General features: G+C 59.0%; 23 protein-coding genes and 1 tRNA gene. 11 read left to right on the top strand and 13 right to left on the bottom strand.

Annotated elements, in window-relative coordinates; all coding sequences use genetic code 11:
• The first annotated feature begins 111 nt into the window (after positions 1-111).
• The 6 genes from I8E17_RS04685 to I8E17_RS04660 all read left to right on the top strand — a co-directional run bounded on the left by I8E17_RS04685 (position 112) and on the right by I8E17_RS04660 (position 6,324).
• Positions 112-687 (top strand): polysaccharide biosynthesis/export family protein, encoded by a 576-nt coding sequence (locus tag I8E17_RS04685; protein ID WP_069616269.1) that lies wholly within the window; start codon positions 112-114, stop codon positions 685-687.
• A 12-nt stretch (positions 688-699) separates the two neighbouring features.
• On the top strand, positions 700-1,845 hold the full coding sequence (locus tag I8E17_RS04680; protein ID WP_069616268.1) for a glycosyltransferase family 4 protein: 1,146 nt from the start codon (positions 700-702) through the stop codon (positions 1,843-1,845).
• 76 nt (positions 1,846-1,921) lie between these two features.
• Positions 1,922-3,478 carry an undecaprenyl-phosphate glucose phosphotransferase gene (locus I8E17_RS04675; RefSeq protein ID WP_069616267.1) on the top strand — a complete coding sequence of 519 codons (1,557 nt, stop codon included), beginning with the start codon at positions 1,922-1,924 and terminating at the stop codon, positions 3,476-3,478.
• Positions 3,475-4,737, top strand: coding sequence for an O-antigen ligase family protein (locus tag I8E17_RS04670; protein WP_069616266.1), 1,263 nt, complete (start codon positions 3,475-3,477; stop codon positions 4,735-4,737). The genes I8E17_RS04675 and I8E17_RS04670 overlap by 4 nt, the downstream gene beginning before the upstream one ends.
• A complete protein-coding gene (locus I8E17_RS04665; protein ID WP_069616265.1) occupies positions 4,734-5,969 on the top strand; it encodes a glycosyltransferase family 4 protein in 1,236 nt (411 codons plus the stop codon). The genes I8E17_RS04670 and I8E17_RS04665 overlap by 4 nt, the downstream gene beginning before the upstream one ends.
• A 64-nt stretch (positions 5,970-6,033) precedes the next feature.
• On the top strand, positions 6,034-6,324 hold the full coding sequence (locus I8E17_RS04660; RefSeq protein WP_069616264.1) for a DNA-binding protein: 291 nt from the start codon (positions 6,034-6,036) through the stop codon (positions 6,322-6,324).
• Positions 6,325-6,394: 70 nt separating this feature from the next.
• On the opposite strand, the gene I8E17_RS04655 is transcribed toward I8E17_RS04660, so the two are convergent.
• Both I8E17_RS04655 and I8E17_RS04650 read right to left on the bottom strand, forming a co-directional pair.
• A complete protein-coding gene (locus I8E17_RS04655; protein WP_229002081.1) occupies positions 6,395-7,417 on the bottom strand; it encodes a PHB depolymerase family esterase in 1,023 nt (340 codons plus the stop codon).
• A gap of 222 nt (positions 7,418-7,639) precedes the next feature.
• Positions 7,640-7,852, bottom strand: coding sequence for a hypothetical protein (locus I8E17_RS04650; RefSeq protein ID WP_069616263.1), 213 nt, complete (start codon positions 7,850-7,852; stop codon positions 7,640-7,642).
• Positions 7,853-8,086: 234 nt separating this feature from the next.
• On the opposite strand from I8E17_RS04650, the gene I8E17_RS04645 reads away from it, so the two are divergent.
• Genes I8E17_RS04645 through I8E17_RS04635 form a run of 3 tightly spaced genes read left to right on the top strand, consistent with a single transcriptional unit; the run spans position 8,087 to position 9,269 of the window.
• The gene (locus I8E17_RS04645; RefSeq protein WP_229002080.1) at positions 8,087-8,224 is read left to right on the top strand and encodes a hypothetical protein; all 138 of its coding nucleotides are present in this window, start codon (positions 8,087-8,089) and stop codon (positions 8,222-8,224) included.
• Between the two features lie 23 nt (positions 8,225-8,247).
• On the top strand, positions 8,248-8,562 hold the full coding sequence (locus I8E17_RS04640; RefSeq protein ID WP_069616261.1) for a hypothetical protein: 315 nt from the start codon (positions 8,248-8,250) through the stop codon (positions 8,560-8,562).
• 11 nt (positions 8,563-8,573) lie between these two features.
• A complete protein-coding gene (locus tag I8E17_RS04635) occupies positions 8,574-9,269 on the top strand; it encodes a hypothetical protein (protein WP_069616260.1) in 696 nt (231 codons plus the stop codon).
• A 36-nt stretch (positions 9,270-9,305) separates the two neighbouring features.
• On the opposite strand, the gene I8E17_RS04630 is transcribed toward I8E17_RS04635, so the two are convergent.
• Positions 9,306-9,382: transfer RNA gene (locus I8E17_RS04630), tRNA-Pro, on the bottom strand.
• Positions 9,383-9,468: 86 nt separating this feature from the next.
• Entirely contained in the window at positions 9,469-9,879 is a 411-nt protein-coding gene (locus tag I8E17_RS04625) for a BA14K family protein (RefSeq protein WP_069616259.1), read from the bottom strand.
• Between the two features lie 174 nt (positions 9,880-10,053).
• Here I8E17_RS04625 and I8E17_RS04620 point away from each other — a divergent pair, with 174 nt between their 5' ends.
• Positions 10,054-10,314, top strand: coding sequence for a hypothetical protein (locus I8E17_RS04620; RefSeq protein ID WP_069616258.1), 261 nt, complete (start codon positions 10,054-10,056; stop codon positions 10,312-10,314).
• A gap of 120 nt (positions 10,315-10,434) precedes the next feature.
• Here the strand turns inward: I8E17_RS04620 and I8E17_RS04615 are convergent, their stop codons facing one another.
• From I8E17_RS04615 to I8E17_RS35375, 8 genes are all read right to left on the bottom strand, one after another.
• Positions 10,435-10,764 carry a hypothetical protein gene (locus I8E17_RS04615; protein ID WP_069616257.1) on the bottom strand — a complete coding sequence of 110 codons (330 nt, stop codon included), beginning with the start codon at positions 10,762-10,764 and terminating at the stop codon, positions 10,435-10,437.
• A gap of 247 nt (positions 10,765-11,011) precedes the next feature.
• Positions 11,012-12,118 carry a porin gene (locus I8E17_RS04610; RefSeq protein WP_069616256.1) on the bottom strand — a complete coding sequence of 369 codons (1,107 nt, stop codon included), beginning with the start codon at positions 12,116-12,118 and terminating at the stop codon, positions 11,012-11,014.
• A 356-nt stretch (positions 12,119-12,474) separates the two neighbouring features.
• Positions 12,475-13,020 carry a MerR family transcriptional regulator gene (locus tag I8E17_RS04605; protein WP_069616255.1) on the bottom strand — a complete coding sequence of 182 codons (546 nt, stop codon included), beginning with the start codon at positions 13,018-13,020 and terminating at the stop codon, positions 12,475-12,477.
• 230 nt (positions 13,021-13,250) lie between these two features.
• On the bottom strand, positions 13,251-13,589 hold the full coding sequence (locus tag I8E17_RS04600) for an integration host factor subunit alpha (RefSeq protein WP_069616254.1): 339 nt from the start codon (positions 13,587-13,589) through the stop codon (positions 13,251-13,253).
• A 107-nt stretch (positions 13,590-13,696) separates the two neighbouring features.
• Entirely contained in the window at positions 13,697-14,668 is a 972-nt protein-coding gene (locus tag I8E17_RS04595) for a beta-ketoacyl-ACP synthase III (RefSeq protein WP_069616253.1), read from the bottom strand.
• Between the two features lie 19 nt (positions 14,669-14,687).
• The gene (gene plsX, locus I8E17_RS04590) at positions 14,688-15,734 is read right to left on the bottom strand and encodes a phosphate acyltransferase PlsX (protein WP_069616252.1); all 1,047 of its coding nucleotides are present in this window, start codon (positions 15,732-15,734) and stop codon (positions 14,688-14,690) included.
• Between the two features lie 102 nt (positions 15,735-15,836).
• Positions 15,837-16,394: a DUF177 domain-containing protein gene (locus I8E17_RS04585; protein WP_069616251.1), complete on the bottom strand. Its 558-nt coding sequence runs from the start codon at positions 16,392-16,394 to the stop codon at positions 15,837-15,839.
• Between the two features lie 9 nt (positions 16,395-16,403).
• Positions 16,404-16,961 (bottom strand): ubiquinol-cytochrome C chaperone family protein, encoded by a 558-nt coding sequence (locus I8E17_RS35375; RefSeq protein ID WP_069616334.1) that lies wholly within the window; start codon positions 16,959-16,961, stop codon positions 16,404-16,406.
• Between the two features lie 280 nt (positions 16,962-17,241).
• Between I8E17_RS35375 and I8E17_RS04575 the strand changes: the two genes are divergently transcribed.
• Positions 17,242-17,751 (top strand): outer membrane protein assembly factor BamE, encoded by a 510-nt coding sequence (locus tag I8E17_RS04575; RefSeq protein WP_069616250.1) that lies wholly within the window; start codon positions 17,242-17,244, stop codon positions 17,749-17,751.
• 80 nt (positions 17,752-17,831) lie between these two features.
• On the opposite strand, the gene I8E17_RS04570 is transcribed toward I8E17_RS04575, so the two are convergent.
• Positions 17,832-19,970 (bottom strand): sodium-translocating pyrophosphatase, encoded by a 2,139-nt coding sequence (locus I8E17_RS04570; protein ID WP_069616249.1) that lies wholly within the window; start codon positions 19,968-19,970, stop codon positions 17,832-17,834.
• Positions 19,971-20,216: the final 246 nt, after the last annotated feature.

The raw sequence follows: 20,216 nt of genomic DNA, 5'->3' as shown, positions 1-20,216 counted from the left end.
TTATTTTTGGCATCTCTAATTTTTTCCTGGAATTTGATTTGCTCTTTACCGACCGTTAACCCTAACGGATCGATAACGACGGCAGTGTCTTCCCTTTCTAATGAGCGCGAAATGCCCTTCGCAAAGTCAAAGATTGTCCTTGCACTCGGCATGGCCGCCGTGAGCGCCGCGCTCACCGGCTGCAACACCTATCAACCGGCACCCAAGGCCTTCAACGAGGCCACGATCCAGCCCTATACCCTCGACAGCGGCGACCGGTTGCGCGTCACGGTGTTCGATCAAGCCGGGCTGACCAACACCTATACGGTCGATCAGGCCGGCTATATAGCCTTCCCGCTGATCGGCCAGGTTGCTGCCCGCGGCCGCACGCTGCAACAGCTCTCCGGCCAGATCGCGCAGAAGCTTCGCCAGGGATATATTCGCGATCCAGACGTCACCATCGACATCGACCGCTATCGCTCGGTCTACATCATGGGTGAAGTCGGCCAGCCGGGCCAATATTCCTATGTGCCGGGCATGACCATCCAGAATGCCATCGCGGTCGCAGGCGGTTTCACCAGCCGTGCCAACCAATCCAACGCGGATGTCACCCGCAAGATCAACGGTCATGTCATGACTGGACGGGTCGGCATCTCCGATCCGGTGCTGGCAGGCGACACCATCTATGTCAGAGAGCGGTTGTTCTAACCGCGACCGCTCATGGCCCGACCGCTTCGAATCCTTCACTGCTTCAGATCGCCCGTCGGCGGGGTCTTCCGCCATGTCCGGGATCTGGCGGAGGAACAGAGCAAAGCGGGCCATGAGGTCGGCATCCTTTGCGACAGCCTGACGGGCGGCGAGCATGAGGATCGTCTGTTCGACGATATCGCGCCGTTTCTGGCTCTTGGCGTCGTCCGCCTGCCGATCCGACGGCAAATTACCCTCTCGGATGCTGCGACACTTTGGAGCAGCTATAAAGAAATCAAGAGTTTGCGGCCGGATGTGCTGCACGGGCATGGCGCCAAGGGCGGCCTGCTTGCGCGGGTTCTCGGCTCGATCCTGCGGGTCAACAGGTGTCGCGTAGCCCGCCTCTATACAGCGCATGGCGGAAGCCTGCATTTCTCGCGCGGCTCGGTCCAGGGCATGCTGGTGCACAGCCTGGAACGCATGCTCGAGTTTCTCACCGATGGCCTGATCTTTATCTGCGACTTCGAACGCCGCACCTATGAAAGAAAGATCGGCAAGCCGCGCACCCGCTCTGTGATGATCTATAACGGCATCAGCGAAAGAGATTTTCGCACCATACCGACACGATCGGACTCCGTGCATTTCGTCTATATCGGCATGCTGCGGGACCTCAAAGGTCCCGATCTGTTCGTGGACGCCTTTGCAAAAACGGAGCGGCGGATCGGTAGGCCGCTGTCGGCGCTGATGATCGGCGACGGACCGGACAGAGATAAATATCACCGAATGATGGTCGAAAGGGGCCTCGGTCACCGTATCGGCATGCTGCCCGCGATGCGCGTACAGGAAGCCTTCACGGTATCACAGAACATCGTCGTCCCCTCGCGCGCCGAGGCCATGCCCTATATCGTTCTTGAAGCGCTCGCAGCCGGCAAGACCGTCATCGCCTCGCGCGTCGGCGGCGTTGCGGAAGCGCTTGGCGAAAACAGCGCAGCACTCGCCAAACCGGAGGACGCCGATGACCTCTCGCGCATTATGGCCGAAGCGATCACAGAACCGCTATGGGGCGCCCGCAACATGCCCGATATCGGGACGATACGATCGAATTTTTCGGCTTCGGCCATGGCGCGGGATACTTTGCACTTGTATCAAAATATACTTGGCCTGAACGAAGACGGTTAGAATACAGGCAAGTGTTGTAAGTGTTTCTTAGCTGATATCTGATAGGCCTTGTCCGGTAACGACCGGATAAGTTGCCATGAACACTACCGAAAAGTCCGAGCAATTCAACTTGGACCATCTTCGCAAACAGGTTTCGGAAATCCGCACCCGCGGTGCCAGCGAACCTCATAGCGATCGCCCAGACAGCATGAATGCCTATGCGCGGCAAATCGCCGAACAGCTTCGCGAAACCAACCAGTCTCCGGCAATCATCGTCGGACAATACCGGCTGTTCGAATTTCTGTCGCTGCTTTCATTCGGGCTCGCGATCCTCCTCTTCGGGACGTCGGACGATCATCCCTTCCTGTCGAAGGCCGTGGTGACGATCGCCCTCTGCGGCCTTGCCGTCGTCTTCCTGCAGATTGCGGATGCCTATCAGATACCGGTCTTGCGCTCGCCGCATCACTTCCTGCACCGGATACTCGGATCCTGGGCAGCCGCCTTCGCGGTCATGGTCATCGCCCTCTTCCCCTTCGACATCAACAATATCTATTCCCTATCACTTCTCAGCCTTTGGTTTGCGGCGGGCGCGGGCTTCCTCCTCGTCGCCCGCCTGCTTTTCGCCTATGGTATCCGCCACTGGGCCCGTAACGGCGTCATGGAAAGACGCGCCGTCATCGTGGGCGGCGGCGAACCGGCAAAGGAGCTCATCCGTGCGCTAGAGCATCAGCCCGACAACGATATCCGTATCTGCGGCATCTTCGACGATCGCGGCGAAAAGCGCTCGCCAGTCATGGTCGCCGGTTACCCGAAGCTGGGCACCGTATCGGAACTGGTCGAATTCGCCCGGCTCGTGCGCATAGACATGCTGATCATCGCGTTGCCGATCAGCGCCGAGGATCGCATTCTGCAATTGCTGAAAATGCTTTGGGTGCTGCCCGTCGACATTCGTCTTGCCGCCCATGCCAACAAGCTGCGGTTCCGTCCCCGCGCCTATTCGCATGTCGGCGCCGTACCGATGCTCGACATCTTCAACAAGCCGATCCGTGACTGGGATGGCGTTGCCAAGCGCATCTTCGACATCTTCTTCAGTCTGGTCGCACTTGCTTTGCTCTGGCCGATCATGCTCGGCGCCGCAATTGCCGTGAAGGCAACCTCGAAAGGGCCGATCTTCTTCATGCAGAAGCGCCACGGCTTCAACAACGAGATTATCAACGTATTCAAGTTCCGCTCGATGTACACCCATATGAGCGATCCGTCGGCGCGCAACGCCGTGACCAAGAACGACCCGCGCGTGACACCCGTCGGCCGCTTCATCCGCAAGACATCGATCGACGAGTTGCCGCAGCTCTTCAACGTGCTGCTCGGCAGTCTCTCGCTTGTGGGACCGCGCCCCCACGCCGTTCTGGCCGCCAGCCATAACCGCACCTATGCCGACGTCGTCGAAGGCTATTTCGCGCGCCATCGCGTCAAGCCCGGCGTCACTGGCTGGGCGCAGATCAACGGCTGGCGCGGCGAGATCGACAGCGACGACAAGATCAAGTTCCGCACGGCTTACGATCTGTACTACATCGAAAACTGGTCGCTGCTCTTCGATCTGAAGATCCTGTTCCTGACGCCGTTCCGTCTGCTCAATACGGAAAACGCCTATTGACCACGCTGGACCTGCCATCGCCCCGCGTCGCGCAGCCGCAGCTTGCCGCCATGCGGCTGGTCGGTACGGCAAGCGTTGCTGTCGGCGTGTTTCTGTCTGGCTTCGTCATTGCCGAGCCGGCACCCTATGAGCTGTGGCTCGCTTTTCTGATCGGTACCTGGTTCATTCTCGGGCTCAAAATCTCGCGCAGCGTCGCGCCACTGCTGGCGCTGTTCCTGCTGTTCAATATCGGCGGCATGCTGTCGATCACTCAGATGCATGATCTCGCCGCCAGCGATCATCTCGCCGGCCCCATCTATATAGCCGTTTCCACCTTCCTGGCGCTGAGTTCCGTCTTCTATGCCGCCATCACCGAAGACAACGAAAAGCGGCTGAAGCTGATCTTCAATACATGGGTCGTGGCGGCGCTGATCACCGCGAGCCTCGGCATCCTCGGCTACTTCCACGCCGTGCCGGGCTTCGACATCTTCACCCGCTATGATCGCGCCATGGGTGCCTTCCAGGATCCGAACGTCTTCGGCCCCTATCTCGTGGCGCCAAGCCTTTACCTCATGCGCGGCCTGCTGATCGGCGACCTGAAGAAAGCACCGATCAAGGGCATATGCCTGTTCGTGCTCGCCTTCGGTATTTTCCTGTCTTTCTCCCGCGCCGCTTGGGCCCTCTTCGCCTTCGCCTCGGTGATGCTGATCTTCTGCATGCTGCTGAAGCACCGCAGCAATACCTTCCGGCTGCGGATCCTGGTGATGTCGCTGGCGGCCATCATCCTCATGGTCGTCCTGCTCGTCGTTGCGCTGCAATTTCCCCAGGTCAGCGACCTGTTTTCGACACGCTTGCAGCTGGTTCAGAGTTATGACGGCGGACATCTCGGCCGCTTCGAGCGCCACAGCATCGGCTTCCAAATGTCCATGGAACGGCCTTTCGGCATCGGGCCGCTGGTCTTCGGCCAGATCTTCCGCGAGGACGAACACAATACCTGGCTAAAGACGCTGACCACTTATGGCTGGCTCGGCTTCGTCACCTGGGTCAGCATGATCTGCTGGACCATCTATATCGGCTTTCGCAACCTCCTGAGGGAGCGTCCCTGGCAGCCCTATCTGATGATCGCCTGGATCGTCATTCTCGGCCATGTCGGCATCGGCAACGTCATCGATACCGACCACTGGCGCCATTTCTACATGCTGATCGGCATCGTCTGGGGCTGTGGCGCCCTGGAGCAAAAGTATCAGCGTGACCTGAACAAAAGGAAAGCTGCGCCGTGAACATTCGCACCAACGTCAAACGCCTGTCGTTGATGCAGGTTCTCGAACCGAGCGGCGGTGGCTCCGGGCGACATTTTCTCGACCTGTGCCGGGCCATGCAGCATCGCGGCCATTCCGTGACCGCTGTCTATTCCCCAGTGCGCGCAGAGCCCGTTTTCGTCACAGAATTGGAAAATATCGGCCTCGACAATGTCATTCCGCTTGGCATGCGGCGCGCGCCCGGCCCCTGGGATCTGACTGCTTGGTGGCAACTGCGCAAGATCGCGGCCAGTCATGGGCCGTTCGATCTGATCCATGGCCATAGCTCGAAAGCCGGCGCATTAACGCGCTTGCGTTTGCCGGGACGCCATGTCCCCGTTCTCTACACGCCGCATGCCTTCCGCACCATGGACCCGACGCTCGGTGCGAAAGGCCGCCTGATCTATGGCGGTATCGAGCGCTTTCTCGGGACGTGGCTGACCGATCGCCTGGTCTGCGTTTCGCAGGATGAATATAATCACGCCCTGTCGCTCGGCATCCCGGAAAAACGCCTGCGCGTCGTCGTCAACGGCGTCAACGCGCCTCCCCTCAGCCAGCGAGCAGCCATCCGCAGACGATACGGCATTCCTCAGGAAGCTTTGCTCTTCGGCTTCGTCGGCAGGATGACGCAACAGAAGGCGCCTGAGCGCCTGGCCGCGGCTTTTGCACGGATAGCAGCCCAATTGCCGCAAGCCCATCTGCTGATGATCGGGATCGGCGAGCTCGCCGACACTGCAAGGGAGATGATCAGGGCGGCCGGGCTTGAAGATCGCGCCCGCATTGATGGCAGCGTACCGGGGGTGACGGCCATCGACGCCTTCGATGTCGTCGTCATGCCAAGCCGCTACGAGGCGATGTCCTATGTGATGCTGGAGGCCGCAGCTGCGGGCAAGCCGCTGCTGCTTGCCGATGTCGGTGGCGCGCGCACGGTGCTGGAGCACGGCAAGAACGGCTACATCGTGCCGAACAGCGATAATCCGGAAGCGTTGGCGGCCGCGATGGCACGTCTTGGCGATCCGACGTTGCTGGCGAATTTTACTGCCGAAGCCCGTCGCCGCAAGGATGGATATACGCTCGCCGCCATGGCGGATGCGACCGAGAAGATCTATCACGACCTGCTCGGCTACCCCGCCCCTGCCCCGCTGGAATTGGTAGCAAATTCCAGTTTGGACAATAAGCGCGAGGGCCGGGAGAAAAGCGCGGCTGCCCTTTAAACTCGCAGAGGATTTTCGTTGGAAATCGGTTCCGCTTTTCAAGCCGATGCGATAGACTTAACTCATGATTACTTCAGCACAATTGCGCGGCGCGCGCGCCATGCTCGAACTGACGGTGGAGACGCTTGCCAGCGAGAGCAAACTCCCGGTTTCGGCGATCGAAGCACTGGAAACAGGAACAAGCCCGGCGGATATGAGGGCGCTTGCGACAGTTCGCTCCGTCCTCGAGAGCCACGGCGTGCTTTTCCTCGCCGGCGGCAGTGACGGTATGGGTGGCCCTGGCATTCGCTTCAAGCATTGGTCCGAAAATGATGGCATCCGGCCTGAGAACCTGAATGCCACCAATGACGATTGACGGCTGACGCAGCGCCTGAAATCTCCCAGCGCCGCTTCGCGCCTTCAGGCCTTAGGTCTTGCGATCTGCCTCAGGCCGCGAGCCTCCAGCCTTTGACAAGCTCTTCGGGCGCAGAGAGGGCTGCAGGCAGGATGTAGCGCTCGGTGTTGTTTGCCGGCTCCCAGCCTTCAACAATGGAGCCAACCGGCAGGCCATGCCCGAAATCGGTCAGCGTCACCAGCTCCAGGATCATATGGCCATAGTCGTCGCGCCATTCGCGCCGCTCGCCGCCTTCGAAGAGACGCAACCGACCCTTGGTGCGCGGACGCTCGCGTGCAGTCAGCCATTGCGCGACGGATGCCTCGGCATTGGCGAAGGACACCACATCATCGGCATCGCCATGCCAGATGGAGACGACGGGATAGCGAGCAGCTTCGGGGGACACTTCGCGAACGAGCTCGCCCCATTTTTCCGCCGGGCGGCTTGAGCCGCGCTTCATAACGTCAAGCGCCGAGATGGCATCGCGGGCAGCGCCGAAAGGCAGGCCGCCGATGATGGCGCCTGCGGCAAAGAGTTCCGGATAGGTCGCGAGCAATGCAGCTGCGACAGCGCCACCGGCGGAGAGGCCCATGACGAAAATCCTGCTATCGTCGATCGCATGCAGGCGGCGGCTGAAATCGATCATTTCTCTGATGGAGCCGAGCTCACCGCGATCGCGCGTGACCATGCTCGGGCGAAACCAGTTGAAACAGAGATTTTGGTTGTTCGATGCCTTCTGCTCCGCATAAAGCACGGCAAATCCGTGCTGGCGCGCAAGTGCGGTCCATCCGCTCGCGCGATCGAAATCCTCGGCATTCTGATGACAGCCGTGCAGGACAACGACGAGCGGCATTGGTCCCTTTACCCCCGGGGGCACATATTCGAGCATGCGCAAATCGCCGGGATTGCGGCCAAACCATAAAACTTCCGTCAGCCGCTGCGGCGACGGGCGCGCGGAAACGCGACGGCGCGACGGCTGCGATTGCGGCTGCATCATCGGAAATTTGAGCTGCGGCAGCTCGACGGAATCGACGAGCAAGCGGCGAAGCCGGCTCGGAACTTTAAAATTCATCATGGACCTTTCTATCCACGTCAGCCACGGCCGGTTTTTCTCCGCTGCAGGCTGGCGCGCACTGTTCCTTTCCAGAATCAGTGACATCGAGAAATCGAATCTCTTTGTGCAACGCAGCAAATATAGGGAGGCCGGCCCGTTTCGAACAGGCACAAAGCATCATTGCTGCTATGTGAAATCAGCTTAAATCGATTAGATTTTCGGCCGCAAAAAAACGCAGCTGCGTCAGAAATAAGCCCGTGCAAGCGCGAGAAGCTTCGCGTCGTCCTTTACGCCCTGGCGATAAAGCTGAATAATCAATGCGCCGAGGCGCTCTGCCTCTAGGCTTCGCGGGCTCATGCCACGATCCTTGCAGACCGTATCAAGCACCTTCTCGAGTCGGTCCAGATCGTCTGAAAACAGCGGCAGATCTCGTGGATGGATAGGTGTGTCCAGCATTTGCGCGTCTCATTGTCCAGGGGCAGAAGCACGCAGTACTTCGCCGGCACCCGTTTTATTTCCGACGATAGGATTAGACTATGCGCCTTGCGCTTGGGGTTGGCAAGGAAGCATTTCGGCCGACGCATTTCTGATTCGCAAATTTTACGGAAATTCGATCGAAGGTACAATTTAAAGTTGATGCATCACCAAGCCATTATCCGCATCTGCAATAAGCGGAAAAACGGAGGCATAATGATGACCCGATTTCTGATCCGGACTGCTCTCAGCTTGACGCTTGCAGCGGCGGCCCTGCCCGCCCTCGCGCAGAATTTTTCCAATCTTACGCTGCGCAACCCTCGCCAGCCGCCCGAAGGATATATTTCCGTGTAATCGGGAATATCGATCTCCTATCCATGGCGGATGGCGACAGCGAGGAGCAGCTGGAGAAGGCGTTGAAATCCTTCTACAAGATTGCCGCAAGCAGCTGCGCCACCCTGCTCGACACGATTGCCGATGCCTGCGAGATCAGTGCTCTGTCGAGCAGCACCTCAGTCAACAATCCAGACAATCGCGGCACGAGACTTTCCATCAACGGACAGGTGACGATGGCGGTGAAACTGAAGCCGCCGAGGGGGCCGCAAAATAGCCTTGCCCCATCGCAGTTCATGATCTCCGCCAAAGCCAACGGATCGGTAAGAAATGGCGGCGATAATCCCCCTCGCAATTGAGGGATGATACCATGGCGAAAGCGAAACGACGCACGCGGCGCAAGCCGCAATCCAAGGCGGGCAATTCGATGTGGCTATGGGGTGTTGTCGGCCTTGCAACGATAGCCGGCATCTACGCCTATCAGCATCGCAAGGACATGCCGTCGATGCTTGCGCATGCCGGCGCAGTCGCAGGCATGCCGCATATGGCGCGGGAGGCGCCCGTGCCCGCAGCAAAGCCGCAGATAAGGATGGCAGCAGTGACTTCGGAGCCGCGCGCAACATCCGCCCTGCCGGTACCGCCCGCCGCCATTCCCGTGGCGATGCCGGTCAACAAGATACCGGTCGAACGGCCGATACCCAGCTTGCGTGCGCAGTCCGGCGGTCGTTTCGTGCTATGCGGCGCCGGCTCGGGCACGAATTGCGTCGTCGATGGCAATACCTTCTGGCAGGATGGCATCCGGATTCAGTTGGCCGATATCGATGTGCCGGACGCAGGTGCCGCGCGCTGCCCGAGCGAAAGACAGAGAGGCGTAGCCGCGAAACTGCGCCTGCAGGCCATTCTCAACGATGGAAGCTTCGTGCTTTCCGGCAGCAGCCGTCGCGACGACCCGAATGGCGGCAAACTGCGCATTGCCATGCGCGCGGGGCGCTCGCTCGGCGATCAGATGGTGTCGGAAGGTCTCGCACGCCGCTGGACCGGCCAAGCGTCGTCCTGGTGTAGCTGATTTTCAGAAATTCGATTGGGAGTTCAAGGAGATAAATGGTCGGGGCGACTGGACTCGAACCAGCGACCCCTTGACCCCCAGTCAAGTGCGCTACCGGGCTGCGCTACGCCCCGACCTGCCGAAACGGCTTGTTTCGTTTAGAGTTTAGCGTTTCCCGACGCAAGCGAAAAGTGTCGGCCTGCTCAGAAAAAGTTGCCGTTCAACGGCACAGCTGCCTCGGTCCGCGGCTCGGCTGATAGGTGTTGTCGGAGGCGCGATAAGAGCGGTAGCGGCTTGCGCAGTCACGCGCATGAACGCCGTAATAGCTCTGTGAGCCCTGCCTGTTGAACAGCGTGCCCGTCACAAAGGATTTAAAGAGCACGCCGCTATTCGAATCGTCGTCATAATAGCTGTCCGAGCCATGCAGCCGATGGCCGCTGCCCCAACGGTTGTGGTGATGATGCCAATGGCCGTGGCCATGACCGTGATCGCGAACCTGGATGATGTCCGACTGTCCGGTTGCAGGCACTGTCAGGGTCGGCATGATGACGGCATTCGCCGGCATGGCGGCACCGGCCGCCAGCAAAAGACCAAAGCCTGCGGCAGTTATCGATCTCGCAATCGTAAACATATGCGACTCCTTCGAAATCCGGCGGCGCAATCAAGTAAATCCGCACAACAGCCTTGCTGCCGAGCACGCCGTCATTATCTGTATATAGTGATTTGGAGCCACACTCATAGATGCCCTTCCGTCTTTATGTGCGACGGATATCGCAAGACGGAAAGTGGGCGGAAAGTCAACGCAATGAAGCCTTATATAATGACTCTCCTGTTATGTGCACAGCTGCTTTCCTCGTGCAATACGACGGAATCGGTGCAGCCCATCCCGGGCAGCATCACCTATGGCGGCCAGCCGCATATGAAATTGACGAAATCGCCTCCCGGATCGCAATTCCAGCATCACTTCACGAACCAGTGGGGCCAGGATGTTATCGAAACCTATATTGTCCAGCCGGACCGAAGCGTGAAGCTCGTGAACCGCCAGGAAATGAGCCCGCCAGACTAGCGCCTTCCGACGGAAAATCGCTGCAGTCTCCTGGAGCCGCTCTGGAGGTTCGTTGGCCTGAAACGAAACCCCGTCAGCGTGAGCCGACGGAGCGTGCTGAAATGCAGATAAAAGCCACGCTTACCAGCAGCGGTAGCACCGGCGATAATAAGGCCGGCCGTAATAGCCGCGGTGATGATGATTATCGCTGACAGCGGCGCCGACGAGAACGCCGCCGATGATGCCGGCGGCGGCCAAGGCAGCAGCCTGGTTTTCAGCCTGTTGCGCCTGAGCGCGATTGGACTGGTAGGTCGCGCCGACACAGCGGTTATAACGCTGCGTACCTGGACGGAAGCCCTGCGACTGGCAGGTCATTTCCGCATTCATCGCAGATTCCTGCGGTGTCTGACAGCTCGATAGAATGGTTGATATAGCGACAAGGCTCGCCGCCATCGTGGCACGTATGCGCATTTTCCCTCCGGCAATTTAGGATACAACCCCGGAAAGCGAAATACAGCCAAAGGTAAGCCTTAGCAAGCCAACCTTATCAAGCATCGCGCGAAAATCCGTCAAATCGTGGCAAAACTGCACGCAAGGATGGTATCATGCTTAACGGCCGGATAGCAGCATAGCGCAAAATGAAAAGATCCCGCTGAGACGGGTCTTCATATCCGATTTGCACGCCCGCAGCCCATCGAGAGTGCGGGCGTGTTTTAGATCAGAAGTTCCGTTCGAAACGAAGGATACCGGCGACTGTATCATCCTTGATATAGTCGTAACGCACATAGGTCAGTTCCGGCTCGATGAGGAAATCCTTCACCGGATAGATCTTGAGGTTTGTGGTCGCTTCGAACATCTTGGATTCGGTATAGGCAAGCTGCAGATTCCACTTCAGCTTGTCGTTGACCGGGACGCCGATGCCGCCCCAGAGCGCCCAGTCACCCCAGCCGCATTTGGCGGCATTCACAGTGCCGTTCGATCTCGTGCAAGCTGAAATATCCTGGTTGGTGCCGGCGTATTTGTTCAACTTGTCGCCGTCGGTATTCCAGCCCCCCATCAGGAAGGCTTCCACGCCGCCGAACTTGGCGTCGAGACGAGCCTTGATGGCACCTTCCTCAACAATGGAATCATAGCCGCCAACGATCTTGATGCCCCAGTTGCCCGCCTTGTAACCCAGCCCGGCAACGACGTCCGGAGCATAGTGGTTGGATTTGTCGTCCGTCCACCAGCCGGCACCGTAAGAGGCTTCACCGTCGGAGGTAGAATTTGAATCTTCCAGCGAGATCACAGCCGAGAAGCCGTTGTCCGGCTCGTATTTATAGGTCAGCTGATTAAGTTCATACGGGCCGTCATAGATCACGTCGTCGTTGATGACATCGCCGGCATAGCCGACATAAAGATTGTACTGAGAGTCGAGCTTACCGACCGTGAAGCCGGCGAGGCTGATATTAGCAAACAGCAGCTTCGAGGATGTCGCACCCCCATCGTTCCACTCCCAGCGGAAGATGGTGTTGGTCTTCAACGGGCCGTATTCGGTGTCGGTCGCCGTATCGACGTTGAGCTCCACACGCTCATGCCAGAGCGTGCCGACCTTGCTGCGCGGATTATAGGCGTCATACCACTCGCCCTCCGTGCGAACCTTTCCGCCGATTTTCAGGCAGGTTTCAGTGCCGGGAATATAGAAATAGCCTGTGCCGTATCCATCGCAGATACGGACATATTCAAGCGGTTCGGGTTCCGCAGCGACAATGGCATCGGCGGCATGGGCGGCGCTCGCCGCGGCAATGGCAGCGGCGGAGCCAAGAAAAAGGCTCTTGATGTTCATGGTGTCTCCATTCGACTATCCGTCAGAGATGGAGTCTCCCGGCAGACAACAGCGTGCCCCTCCATAGCCTGACTGTTCCCCTCAAACAGGGCGAAGCAATAAGCTTCGCCGTCAAACTGAACCCGTGAGCTTGCCCCAGCAAGTTAATAAGGCTGCCGAACTAATTCTTGCAACGCAGAAGAGTGGCGGACGTGACAAAAATATCACACTCCTGTCGTAATGACAAAACAAACGCACCGCGCGTAGCCGACACATGTGTCAGACAAGAGAATGCATACGATAGTTGCACACCTGCAAAAAATAATAGGCTTTAGCCGCAATCCCCGACACGCGCGACCCAACGCGTGCGGGCGGCCTTATCGCACCTGATCGAGGAGACGCTTGCATTCCAGAAGATCGTAAAGCGTCTCCTGAAGCAAAGCGCGATCTTCCTTGCCGACACTCGATTTGCCGATGGAGACGTCAGGCACGCCATCGTCACCGCTGACGAAATTGAAGAAACGGCGGCTGATCGGCGCCTTGGCGCGGCCGACGATCTGGTCTTCGTCGGAATTGGCAGAGGCGACGCGGGGCTCCATGGCGGCAGGCTCCTGGGCCGCCGCAAGCGCTTCCACACTGGCCAGATCACCATGCCCAACAGCGATGACGAACTTGTTGCCGTTGGTCTTCAGAAGCTTCTGAACACCCTTGATCGTATAGCCGTGATCGTAGAGGAGATGGCGGATACCATTCAGCAGGTCGACGTCCTCGGGGCGATAGTAGCGCCGGCCGCCACCCCGCTTCATCGGCTTTATCTGCGGAAACCGGGTCTCCCAGAACCGTAGGACATGCTGCGGCAGATCAAGGTCTTCCGCGACTTCGCTGATCGTGCGAAATGCATCCGGGCTCTTGTCCATCATCATACTCCCACACTGCGCATGCGGCGCCGTTTGGCCGGATCACGCAAAAGCGGATGTCGGCATTCGTATCGCTCCGTGATACGACTCACCATATTTCAACGGTTTGGCGGTGGAAATTCAAGTCACATCTTCAGCCGCTGCACAGGCTGGCGACAAATCAACATAGAAGATGCACTGGAGCGACCGCACGACAAGGCATGCGGCCGAGCGAAAACAGAAATCATGAGGATGGATCAGGAGGCAGGATTTACCGGCTTGGCCTTCGCCTTGCGGCTCGCATGTGCTTTCAGAATGCGGGTCTTGAGGACGTTCGACGCCTTAAAGGTCATGACACGCCGCGGAGAGATCGGCACTTCCTCGCCGGTTTTCGGATTGCGGCCAATGCGCTCATTCTTGTCACGCACCTGGAATGTGGCAAACGAGGAGAGCTTTACCGTTTCCCCACGCACGATGGCGTTGCAAATTTCATCGATCACAGTCTCGACGAGCTCCGCCGACTCCGTTCTGGAGAGACCGACTTTCCGGAATACCGACTCCGCCAGGTCTGCGCGCGTCACTGTCTTGCCCGTCATAGCTCCCCGCCCATATTGCTGCGTAATCTTCTTCAAGTTTTGCGAGACTATTGCCGTTGCGCCGAACGGTCAAGCTCTTGTTCGGAACGGCTTTTAGAGATGTGACACTACCAGCGCAGCAGGACCGCGCCCCAGGTGAAGCCACCCCCCATAGCCTCCAGCATCACCAGGTCGCCCTTCTTGATTCGTCCATCACCGGCCGCAACGGCGAGCGCAAGCGGAATTGATGCAGCCGATGTGTTACCATGAAGGTCCACGGTGACTACAACCTTCTCGGGAGCAATTCCGAGCTTCTTGGCGGAACCATCGATGATGCGGCGGTTGGCCTGATGCGGCACGAGCCAGTCGAGATCGTCGGGCGTGGTACCCGTCGCATCGAATGCGGCCTGGATGACGTCGGTAATCATGCCGACGGCGTGCTTGAACACTTCGCGGCCCGCCATATGCAGGACACCAACCGTTCCCGTCGTTGACGGGCCGCCATCGACATAGAGCTTGTCCTTATGGGAGCCGTCGGAGCGCAGGCTTGCCGTCAGCACGCCGCGATCGCTATTGGCACCACTTCCCTCGCCGGCCTCAAGGATCAGCGCGCCGGCACCGTCGCCGAAGAGAACGCATGTCGTGCGGTCGGTCCAATTGAGGATGCGGGAAAATGTCTCGGCGCCGATGACGAGTACGCGCTTGGCAAGGCCGCCGCGAATATAGGCGTCGGCCGTGGTCACCGCATAGACGAAGCCGGTGCAGACGGCCTGGACATCGAAGGCGAAGCCATGATGCATGCCGAGCCGGTTCTGAATATTCACCGCCGTTGCCGGAAAAGTGTTATCCGGCGTCGAAGTGGCAACGATGATCAGATCGAGGTCATCCGGTGTCATGCCGGCATTGGCGAGAGCGGCGCGCGCCGCCTGCTCGCCCAGGGACGCCGTGGTTTCGCCTTCGCCGGCGATATAGCGCTGACGAATGCCCGAGCGTTGGACAATCCAGTCGTCGCTCGTGTCGACGATCTGCTCCATCTCGGCATTGGTCATGACGCGTTTGGGGAGCGCCGCCCCAAAACCGCGGACTATTGAACGGATCATTCTGCGTATACCCCGTCTCTCATGCCGCTTCCGGCCCGATAGGGGGCAGCCGTTTGGCATGGTATTTCTTCAAATCGTTTTCGATTTTCTGCGTCAGCCCATTCTTGGCCATATCGTAGCCGACATCGATGGCAGCTGCGAAGGCTTCGACATTCGCGCCGCCATGGCTCTTGATGACGATGCCGTTCAGGCCGAGGAAGACGCCGCCATTGACCTTGCTGGGGTCGAGCTTTTCGCGCAGCAGGTCGAAGGCGCCCTTGGCAAAGACATAACCGATGCGCGCAAGCAGCGTGCGCGACATGGCGGCGCGCAGATAGGCGCCGATCTGCTTTGCCGTGCCTTCGGCTGCCTTCAGCGCGATATTGCCGGAGAAGCCTTCCGTGACGACGACGTCGACCGTGCCCTTGCCGATATCATCGCCCTCGACGAAACCGGAATATTCAAGCGATTCGAGATTGGCTTCGCGGATCAGGCGCCCAGCGTCCTTGACTTCTTCCTGTCCCTTGATTTCCTCGACGCCGACGTTCAACAAGCCGACGGTCGGGCGCTCGATCTCGAAGAGCGCGCGCGCCATGGCGCCGCCCATCAGGGCAAAGTCGAGCAATTGCTGGGCATCGGCGCCGATCGTGGCGCCGACATCGAGCACGATGCTTTCGCCGCGCAGCGTCGGCCAGATCGCCGCGATTGCCGGACGTTCGATATTGGCCATGGTGCGGAGACAGAATTTCGCCATCGCCATCAGCGCGCCGGTGTTGCCGGCGGACACGACGACATCGGCATCGCCCGTCTTCACCGCCTCGATCGAGCGCCACATGCTGGAGACGTAGCGGCCGCGGCGAAGCGCCTGGCTCGGCTTTTCATCCATGCTGATAGCAACCTCGCATTCGTGAAAGACCGATTTTTCGCGAAGCTTGGGATATTTGGCGAGGACCGCCTCGCAGCGTTCCTTCTGTCCGTACATGACGAATGTGATATCGGGATGCCTATCCAGCGCCTTGGCCGCGCCGGGAACAACAACCTCAGGGCCGAAGTCGCCACCCATTAGGTCAAGAGAAATTCTGATCACGCGTCCCTAGTCCTTTTTCTCCGCCGCGACGGGCGAATTTGGCGTCAAAATACCGTTTTCTCCCCCGGTTACAACTGAATTGTGCTCGAACGGCACCGGGGCCTATTCCTTTTTCCAGTCTTTCAGAACAGCGAAGGGCGACGGTTTTCTGTCATCTTCGCCCGTGTCTTCAATATGCGCTTCGAATTCGACGCCAGGCTTGCGCGGATAGGGATCGATGGCGAGAGCGGCAAATTCCGCAACGACCGCGCCGGCGTCAATCGTGTCACCGGTAAAGGTCTCCGGAAGATCGGGACCATCGGGATCAAGTATCATTTCTCCGGCATCCACAGAGGGCGCACGCGCCAGTTTGGAATCTTCAGGCACGAAGATGTGCTCGAAGTCCTCGTCGATATCAGATTCGACCGGCTCGAGTGTGACAACGCAAGCCTGAACGATCTTTGCCTTGACATTGCCCTTGATGCGCACGCCGTCGCGCTTCCAGCGAGAAATCTTGAGGTCGGCTTCGAGCTTGCCGACCGAGAGAACATCCCAGAGAGCAGCGAGCCCGGCCAGTTCGCGATTGTCAGCCTCGAGGTGTACATCCACCGGATTGGCGGAGATATGCCCCACCTTCACCGGATAGGAGAACGGCGTTTCATCGGAGTCGTGTCTTTTCATTTTTATCTCCTAACCGGCCCGTTGGCCGACTTTATCTGGCACCGGCAGCGTCGCCGAGCCCGTAGCGATCTGATTTTCGGTTATGGTCGCCAGGTGCGCTTCTGCGATCATCATCCAATCGGCCAGCGAACGCATGGATGCCGCATTTTCATTCGCTTTGGGATAGATGTTGCGCTGTAGCGCCGCGGCAAGCGCGGTGCGATCATCGCTATCCATGGCGCCCGCATAGCTTTCGAGCCGTCCATAAAACATGCCGGCCAGCTTCTTCATGCGCTTCGGCACGCTGTTGTCGCCTATGCCAAGCTCGCGGATCGAATAATCGATATCCTCGAAGAAGGCATCCACGATTTCCTGCGCCAGTTCCTGGCCGCTTGTTGCCGAAGACCGCGTGCGGCGAAAGAACAGGATCATCATGACAGACAGCAATTCGAAGCGCCCCATCACCGTATCAGGCACCTCGTAGTCGGTATAGAAAACCGGCTGCCGCGCCATGGATGTCAGGATCTCATACTGTCTGACCACGATGATCTGATTGTGATTTCTTTTACGGAAGAGCCCAAAAATCATGAAAATTCCCGGAATTGGCTCCCTCGGAGCGCGCCGTTTTTGCTTGGCCTTGTTGCATCCACGCAAAAGCTGGTTTACCGAAGCAAGCGCGAATTGCAATGCCGTTTGTGCCCGCTTCGAGGCTCCAGCCCTTACCGTCGTCACGTTGTGCATGACCGGTGACGAAGAGTGCCGAACAACATGATTGTGCCTTTTGCCATCGCGGAAAGGCCACAATGATGTGCACAGCAAGGTCATATCGGCCGTCCGGCCATCGGATTGATTCATTAGGGGAGATGAGATGTCGTTGACCAGACGGTATTTCAAGTCTGACATTACTTTCAGCAGCGCTGCCGCCATCGCCCTGGTGATTGCGACCATGGGCCTTTCGGGATGCAAGACCAGCGAGGTCATGAACAACGGCTACATCTTCGACCCGCAGTCGCTGGCGCTCGCGCCGGTCGGTTCGAGCCGCGAACAGGTTCTATTGTCGCTCGGCACGCCTTCCACCACCGCAACCTTCGATGGCGAGGTCTTCTACTACATCTCCCAGAAGCGTACGCGCGCCGTCGCCTTCATGAAGCCGAAGCTGGTCGACCAGAACATTCTGGCGATCTATTTCGACAAGGACGGCGTGGTGAAGCAGGAAGCCAACTACACGCTGAAGGACGGCAAGGTCTTCGACATGATCAGCCGCACGACCCCGACCGGCGGTCGCGACATCACCTTCCTGCAGCAGATCCTCCAGGGCAGCGGCAGCGGCGTCAACGGCGCAAGGAACTTCCTCAACAACCTCAACCCGGGCCAATAAGACCGGGGACGGTATCTCAACGAAAAACCCGCGGAGCACTGCGCCCCGCGGGTTTTCTTTTTGCGTTCGGTCTGCTTCGCTTAGCCGGCGAGAATCGCAAGCAACAGCAGGGCGACGATATTGGTGATCTTGATCGCCGGATTGACGGCCGGACCCGCCGTATCCTTGTAGGGATCGCCGACGGTGTCACCCGTGACCGAGGCCTTGTGGGCTTCCGAGCCTTTCATATGACGCGTGCCGTCCTTGTCGACGAAACCGTCCTCGAAGCTCTTCTTGGCGTTATCCCAGGCGCCGCCGCCCGACGTCATCGAGATGGCAACGAAGAGGCCGTTGATGATCACGCCGAGCAGCGAGGCGCCGAGAGCGGCAAAGGCGGAGGCCTTGGAGCCGGACAGCAGCAGGACGCCGAAATAGACGACGACCGGCGCCAGAACCGGCAACAGCGACGGGATGATCATTTCCCGAATGGCAGCCTTGGTCAACAAATCGACGGCGCGGCCGTAATCGGGACGCTCCGTGCCCTGCATGATGCCGGGCTTTTCACGAAACTGCCGGCGCACCTCTTCCACGATCGAACCGGCGGCACGACCGACGGCCGTCATGGCGATACCGCCGAAGAGATAGGGAATGAGGCCGCCGAACAGCAGGCCGGCAACGACGTAGGGGTTCGAAAGCTCGAACGAAATCGTGCCTACATTGGCGAAATACGGGAACTTGTCGCCGTGCGCCGCAAAATATTGCAGGTCGTTCGAATAGGCGGCAAACAGCACGAGTGCACCGAGACCGGCCGAACCGATGGCATAACCCTTGGTGACGGCCTTGGTCGTGTTGCCGACCGCGTCCAGCGCATCGGTGGATTTGCGCACTTCCGGCGGAAGATGCGACATTTCCGCGATGCCGCCGGCATTGTCCGTCACCGGACCGAAGGCATCGAGCGCGACGATCATACCGGCGAGGCCGAGCATGGCGGTGACCGCAATACCCGTGCCGAACAGACCGCCGAGCTGGTAGGTGGCGATGATGCCGCCGACGATGACGATCGCCGGCAATGCCGTCGATTCCAGTGAGACGGCAAGGCCCTGAATGACATTGGTGCCGTGACCGGTAACCGACGCCTGGGCGATGGAATTGACCGGCCGCTTGTTGGTGCCGGTGTAGTATTCGGTGATGACAACGATCAGCGCCGTGACGATGAGACCGACGATACCGCAGGTGAAGAGCTTCGTGCCGGTGATGTCGAAGCCGCCAACGGTGCCGATCGAACCCCAGCCTATAGTGAGCGAGGTGGCTGCGGCCAGACCGACGATCGACAGCACGCCGGTCGCGATGAGGCCCTTATAAAGAGCGCCCATGATCGAGCCATTGACACCGAGCTTGACGAAGAAGGTGCCGATGATCGAGGTGATGATGCAGGCGCCGCAGATCGCCAGCGGGTAGATCATGGCAGAACCGAGGATCGGGGAGCCGGCGAAGAAAATGGCGGCGAGAACCATGGTCGCAACGACGGACACCGCATAGGTCTCGAACAGGTCGGCTGCCATGCCGGCGCAATCGCCGACATTGTCGCCGACATTGTCGGCGATGGTGGCGGGATTGCGCGGATCGTCTTCCGGGATGCCGGCCTCGACCTTGCCGACGAGGTCGCCGCCGACATCCGCACCCTTGGTGAAGATGCCGCCGCCGAGACGGGCGAATATCGAAATCAGCGAGGCGCCGAAACCAAGGGCGACGAGCGCATCGATCACGTCACGCGAACCGGCTTCGTGACCGAGGATGCCGGTAAGCACATAGAAGTAGATGGAGACGCCGAGCAGGGCGAGACCTGCAACCAGCATGCCGGTAATGGCACCGGACTTGAAGGCGATGTCGAGGCCTGCGGACAGGCTCTGCGACGAGGCTTGCGCGGTCCGAACATTGGCGCGCACGGAGACATGCATGCCGATGAAACCTGCGGCGCCTGAGAGGATTGCGCCGATCAGGAAGCCGAAAGCGGCTTCGGACGACAAGAGGAGCCAGGCCGCGATGAAAACGATGATCCCGACGATGGCGATGGTTCTATATTGGCGCGCCAGATAGGCTTGCGCTCCTTCACGAATATACCCGGCAATCTCCTGCATGCGGGCATTGCCCTGATCGGCAGCGAGCACCGACCGGGTTGCCCATACGGCATAGATGACCGAGAGCAGTCCGCATGCGATCACTCCTAAAAGAATCGACATTTCGCTTTTTCCCTCCAAAAAAGCCGGCGGTTTACTCCTCCTCCGGCCGCCTGCGACAACGGTCGGTCCCCTCCTCCAGGAGATCGACTGATGTGCAGTTGCGAGATTGATGGCGGGAAAACCTCGCGTCAAGACCGTCCGCGGCTAAAACACCCGCAGAAGGTTCAAAAGAATATTCGAAGATGAATTCAGGCGCGAACGAAGGAAACGAAAATGCGTAGCGCTACGATCCGAGCGTCCGAGAAC

This window comes from Rhizobium sp. AB2/73 (assembly GCF_020871915.1).
Classification (GTDB): domain Bacteria; phylum Pseudomonadota; class Alphaproteobacteria; order Rhizobiales; family Rhizobiaceae; genus Rhizobium; species Rhizobium dioscoreae.
The sequence above is the reverse complement of the archived record's forward strand: the minus strand, read 5'-3'. Positions and strand labels throughout refer to the sequence as shown.